This window comes from Pseudomonadota bacterium (assembly GCA_023229365.1).
GTDB lineage: Bacteria > Myxococcota_A > Polyangia > JAAYKL01 > JAAYKL01 > JALNZK01.
This window is the reverse complement of sequence record JALNZK010000208.1, coordinates 1-6,110: the sequence shown is the minus strand read 5'-3', so window position 1 is coordinate 6,110 and position 6,110 is coordinate 1. Positions and strand designations below refer to the sequence as shown.

At 73.1% G+C, this 6,110-nt stretch carries 3 protein-coding genes; all 3 read left to right on the top strand.

Features of this window, described 5'->3' with window-relative positions; translation table 11 throughout:
• Positions 1–144 precede the first annotated feature (144 nt).
• The gene (locus M0R80_30935; protein MCK9464056.1) at positions 145–2,622 is read left to right on the top strand and encodes an ATP-dependent DNA helicase; all 2,478 of its coding nucleotides are present in this window, start codon (positions 145–147) and stop codon (positions 2,620–2,622) included.
• Between the two features lie 43 nt (positions 2,623–2,665).
• Positions 2,666–5,281, top strand: a complete 2,616-nt coding sequence (gene sppA, locus M0R80_30930) for a signal peptide peptidase SppA (GenBank protein MCK9464055.1) — start codon at positions 2,666–2,668, stop codon at positions 5,279–5,281.
• A gap of 164 nt (positions 5,282–5,445) precedes the next feature.
• Positions 5,446–6,110, top strand: a 665-nt coding sequence (locus tag M0R80_30925; GenBank protein ID MCK9464054.1) for a competence/damage-inducible protein A, incomplete at its 3' end; no start/stop codon positions are given.

Sequence of the window (6,110 nt, the reverse complement as noted above, 5' to 3'; positions counted from 1 at the left end):
GGCGCTGCTCATCGCGTCGCTCAAGGCCAAGGGGCGCTCCGTGATCCACAACATCCGCCAAATCGATCGTGGGTACGAGGCGATCGACAACCGGCTGCGCCAGCTCGGCGCGCGCATCGAGCGCGTCCTCGTCTGAAGCCGCGCATGCCCCCTGGCCCCACCCCCGCTGGCCTCACCCCCGCTGGACGAGACCTCTCCCCGCTGGGGTTCCACGGTGTTCCTTCCCTCCCCTCCCCGATTCGGGGAGGGGCCGGGGGAGAGGTTTCCGGGGAGGGGCCGGGGGAGGTCATCATCCCGATCTCCGTCCGGGAGCTCGTCGAGCTCACCTGCCGGCGCGGGGATCTCCGCCGCGGCGGGGGACCGCGCGCCTCGGCGCTCGAGGGCGTGCTCGCGCACCGCGCGATCCAGGCGAGCCGGGGCGGCACGTACCGGGCGGAGCGGCGGGTCGACGCGGCGTTCTCGCGGGAGGGTGTCGAGCTCGCCGTCTCGGGCCGCGCCGACGGCGTCGATCTGAGCCGCGATCAACCGCTGGTCGAGGAGATCAAGTCGACCGCCACGCCGCTCGTCCTCCTGCACGAGGGCGCGCACCCGCTGCACTTCGCGCAGGCCGAGGCGTACGCCGCGATGCTCGCCGCCGAGCTCGGCGCGCCCGCGATCCGGGTCCGGGTCACCTACGTCCACCGCGAGTCGGGGGAGCAGCGCGCGTTCGAGCGCACGCGGGGCGCGGCCGAGCTCGGGGCGTTCCTCGAGGGCGCCGCGGGCCGCCTCCTCGACGTGCTCGGCGCCGTCCTCGCGCAGCGGCGGGAGCGCGACGCGTCGCTCGCCGGGCTCGGCTTCCCGTACGCGTCGTTCCGCCCGGGGCAGCGGGAGCTCGCCGACGCCACCGCGGCGTCGATCGCCCGCGGCGAGACGCTGCTCGCGCACGCGCCGACCGGCTCGGGGAAGACGATGGCGATCCTCTGGGGCGCGCTCCAGGCCGTGCGCGACGGCGCCGCGGATCAGGTCTTCTTCCTCACCTCGCGCGGCACCGGCCGGCGCGCGGTCGACGCGGCGCTCGACGAGCTCGGACGGGCCGGCCTCGTCTGCACCCGCCTCGCGCTCACCGCGCGGGACACGATCTGCCCGCACCCCGGGGCGGAGTGCGACGCGGGCGAGTGCCCGCTCGCCCGCGGCCACTTCGATCGCATCGCCGGGGCGGCGGCGGCGCTCCTCGAGATCCGATGCGCGGATCGCGGCGCCGTCGAGGAGATCGCCGCGCGGCATCGCGTGTGCCCGTTCGCGCTCGCCCTCGAGCTCGTGCCGTACGCCGACGTCGTCACGGGCGACCTGAACTACGCCCTCGATCCGCACGTGAGCCCCAAGGTGATGCAGGGGTTCCGCCTCGGGAGCCGGGTGGCGCTCGTCGACGAGGCGCACAACGCCGTGGATCGGGCGCGGGAGATGTTCTCCGCGAGGCTCTCGGCGCGGGAGGCGCGCGGCGCGGCGGCGGGCGTCGCGGACGCGGATCCGGGGATCGCGAAGGCGGCGCGCGGGCTGGCGGCGGCGATCGGGAGGATCGCGAAGCGGGAGATCGGCGAGGGCGCGCGCGCGGCGGTCCTCTCCGGCGCGCCGGCCGGCGTCGTCCGCGCGGCCGAGCGCTATGTCGCCGCGGCCGAGATCGGCCTGTCGGAGCGCCCGGCGGTGCGCGCCGCCGCGGGCGTCTTCGGCCTCTACTTCCGCGCGCTCGGGTTCCTGCACCGGGCGGAGCGGCTCGACGGCGGGTTCGCCGCGTTCGTCGCGCGCGAGGGCGACGCGGCCGCGCTCGAGCTCACCTGCGTCGATCCGGCCGGGCCGATCCGCGCGGCGCTCGATCGCGTCTCGGCGGCGGTGTTCTTCTCCGGCACGCTCGCGCCCTTCGACTACTTCTCGCGGATGCTCGCCGGCGGCCGCGCCGGCTCGTTCGTCGGCCGCTCGCCGTTCCCGCCCGAGAACCTGCTCCCGCTGCTCGCGGATCGGATCGACACGCGCTACGCGGCGCGGGGGGCGACGCTCGATCGCGTGGTCGAGCTCGTCGCGGCCGCGGCGCGCGCCAAGCCCGGCAACTACCTCGTCTTCTTCCCGTCGTACGAGTACCTCGCCGCCGCGGCGGCGAGGCTCGCGGCCGTCGCGCCCGAGGTCGAGCTGCTCAGGCAGGCGCCGGGGATGAACGAGGCGGCGCGCGCGGAGTTCCTCGCGCTCATCGAGCCCGCGGCCGATCGCTCGCGGGCCGCGTTCGCGGTGCTCGGCGGGGTCTTCGGCGAGAGCGTCGATCTCCCGGACTGCCTCATCTCGGGCGCCATCGCCGTGACCGTCGGGTTGCCGCCGCCGGATCCCCGGCGCGAGACGATCCGCGCGCACCTCGACGAGCGGGCCGGGTCGGGCTTCGAGCACGCGTACGTCTACCCGGGCGCCAACAAGGTGCTCCAGGCCGCGGGCCGCGTGATCCGCTCCGAGACCGATCGCGGCTTCGTCCTGCTCATCGACGATCGCCTGAAGCGCGAGCCGTACCGGACGCTGCTCGGGGCCGCGTGGCCCAACCCCGTGCGGATCTCGTCCGCGGCCGACCTCTCGAGGCGACTCGCGGAGTTCTGGGGATCGTGCTAAAGTCATCCGTTTTCCAAGGGGGAAACGCCGCAGGGAGGCGAAGATGTCCCGCATTCGAACCGCACAGCTGGCCGCGCTCGCCGCGGTCGTCGTCCTTCTGCCGGTGACCGCCGGCGCGCAGAGCCACGTGCCGCGCGCGACCGAGGGGATCGTGCTCTCGACCCCGTCGATCACCGAGGTCGGGGACGCGACGGCGCTGTCCGTCAACCCGGCGAACCTGGGCTTCCTCGACTCGTGGAGCGTCGTCTACGCGGGCGCCTGGCTCAACTCGGGGCAGCTCCACCTCGCCGGGCAGGGGCACGGCCTCTACCTCGCCGCGCCGCTCGGCCCGTTCGGAATCGGCATCGCCACCGAGTTCCTCACCACCCCGGACGAGGTGATGGAGTGGCAGGGTCTCGACTGGCGCGCGCGCTTCTCGATCGGCCTCTCGGTGAACCCGATCCGCGCCATGGGGATCGGCATCGCCTACCGCACGTTCTTCCGCTACGACCTCGGCGACATCGACACCTTCGACCTCTCGCTCTCCGTGCGGCCGGTGAACTACCTCGCGCTCGCGTTCGTCCTCTCGGACGCCAACGCGCCGAACGCGCGATTCGCGGCGACGCGCGTCTCGGGCGGCGTCGTGATCCCGGCGCGCACCGAGGCGGTTCCCCGCAAGTTCACCGTCGGGCTCACGGTGCGGCCGCTCGGCGACGACCGCTGGGCGATCGGCGGCGAGCTCGCCTACGCGTACGGCGAGGTCAAGACCTGGGACATCCTGGACGGCGCGTTTCGGACCGACGAGCTGCGGCGGACGGACGCGGGCGCGTTCCTCTCCGTCATGCCGGTCGACGGCATCTCGCTGCGCACGCGGTTCGGCGCCGAGGGGCTCAGGGACGACGATGCGCACAACGGGTACTTCCTCGACGTGTCGCTGGCGATCGACTCGCGGCGGTTCCCGCTCGGGCTCTCCGCCGGCACGGCGTTCAACCTCGGCCCGGACAACGGCGGCCTCGAGGCGGTCACCTGGTCCGCGCGGATCGCGGGCGACGAGCCGCCGACCATGCCGTTCCACCTCCCGCCGGAGCGCGCGGTGGTGTTCGCGCTCCGCAGCGCGCCGGACGCGTACGAGTACGCCGAGCTCATCGAGCTCATGCAGCGCATCGAGGACGACGGCGGCACGGACTGGGTCGTGCTCAAGCCCGAGGCCGACTCGCTCCACATGAACCAGGCCCAGGGCGTGCGGCGCGCGCTCACCCGTCTCAGGGCGGCGGGCCGCAAGACGGCGTGCTACCTCACCGAGGCGACCTCCTCCGTGTACACGGCGTGCGCGGCCGCGGATCACGTCTGGCTGAACCCGGCCGGCGGCGTGCGTCTCCAGGGGATCAAGACGTACTCGGTCCACTTCAAGGCGCTGCTCGACAAGATCGGCGTGGCCGCGGACATCGTCCGCATCGGCGAGTACAAGGACGCGCCGGAGCAGGTCACGCAGGTGGCGCCGAGCGAGCCGTCGGCCCAGGCGATGAACAGGTACCTCGACTCGGTGCACGACAGGATCGTCACGAACCTGCAGAAGGACCGCGCCTTCTCGGACAGGGAGGCGGCGGTCCAGGCGTTCGAGGGCGGGCCGTACACGGCGACCGAGGCGCTCGCGGCCGGACTCGTCGACAAGCTCGTGCCGGCCGACGCGTTCGAGGAAACGCTCGAGAAGACGGCGGACCGGCCGATCTCGTTCGACGAGAAGTACGGCGACTCGCCGTTCAGGCACCGCGCGTACCTCGACGCGCCGGCGGTCGCGGTCGTGCACATCGAGGGCGACATCATCGACGGCGAGAGCGTCGACGTCCCGATCCTCGACCTGCACTTCACCGGCGCCAAGACGATGACCGAGGAGCTCAGGAGGCTCGCCTCGAGCCCCGACATCCAGGCCGTCGTGCTGCGGATCGACAGCCCGGGCGGATCCGCGCTCGCGTCGGACCTCATCTGGCGCGAGGTGATGCGGCTGCGCGAGAAGAAGCCGGTGATCGCGTCGCTCGGCGGCGTGGCCGCGTCCGGCGCGTACTACATCGCGTCCGCCGCGGACGTGATCTACGCCGAGCCGACGACGATGACCGGATCGATCGGCATCTTCTACGGCAAGGCCGACGTTTCCGGGCTGCTCGGCAAGGTCGGCATCGACGTGACGACGTTCAAGCGCGGCGCGCACGCCGACATGGAGTCGTGGACGCGGCCGTACACGCCGGAGGAGCGCCGCAAGCTGCTCGGCCAGATCAGCGAGTACTACAACATGTTCCTCGATCGCGTGGTCGAGGGACGGGGCCGCGGGTTCACCCGGGAGATCGCGGACAAGCGCGGCCGCGGGCGGATCTGGTCCGGCGCGGACGCCAAGCAGCACCTGCTCGTCGACGAGATCGGCGGGTACGCCGAGGCGCTCGAGCGCGCCCGGGCGGTCGGCTTCGTCGCTAGGGACACGAAGGTCTTCCACGTGCCGAAGCAGCAGCGGGGGCTCATCTTCCGCCTCGCCAAGATGCTCGTCAGGACGCGCGACCCGTCGCCCATGGACATGCTGCTCAGCATGCCGGATCTGCGGGGCACGCTCCGGGCCGCGGCGCCGTTCGCCTTCGCCGCCGAGGGCACGCCGCAGGCCCGCCTCCCGTTCGGAATCGTGGAAAGCGAGTAGGGGCGGAGCTCGCTCCGCCCTCCTGGTGTGTGGCGCCGCCGCGGCCGCGTCGCCGCGGCGCCGGGTGACGATTTTCTTGACCCGACCTCCGGGGGTCGGTAAAACCGGGTACTGGTAATTTGTTCAGTATCCCGCGGGCAACGGGAACGGTATTGGAAAGCGGCATGCGCATCGAGATCATCAACACCGGGGACGAGCTGCTGCGCGGCGCGCTCGCGGACACGAACGCCGTGTACATGGCGAGGCGGCTGTACGAGCTCGGCTTCCGGACCGGGCGGTTCGTCACCATCGGCGACGACCTGCGGGTCCTGACCGAAGCTCTGACCGCGGCCTTCTCCGAGTGCGATCTCGTGCTCGTCAGCGGCGGGCTCGGCCCGACGGACGACGATCTGACGGCCGCGGCGGCGGCGGCGGCGGCCGGCGTGAAGCTCGTGCGCAGCGCCGAGGCCGAGAAGATCGTGCGCGGCGCGTTCGTGCGGGGAGGCTGGGAGATGCACCCCGTGAACCTCAAGCAGGCGGACGTGCCGGAGGGCTGCCGCGTGCTCGACAACTCGAACGGCACGGCGCCGGGCTTCGCGCTCCGTGCGAAACGGGCGGAGGCGTTCTTCCTCCCCGGGCCTCCGCGGGAGCTTAAGCCGATGTTCGAGGCGCACGTCGTCCCGTCGCTCCCCGCGCCCCCCGCGCGCCACGTCGCCGCGTTCCGCCTCCACGGCATGGGGGAGTCCGACGTGCAGGCGAGGCTCGCGCCGTACGCCGCGGCGCACCCGGAGCTCGTCTTCGGATTTCGCGCGACGTTCCCCGAGATCGGCCTGCGCGTGGTCGCGGAGGA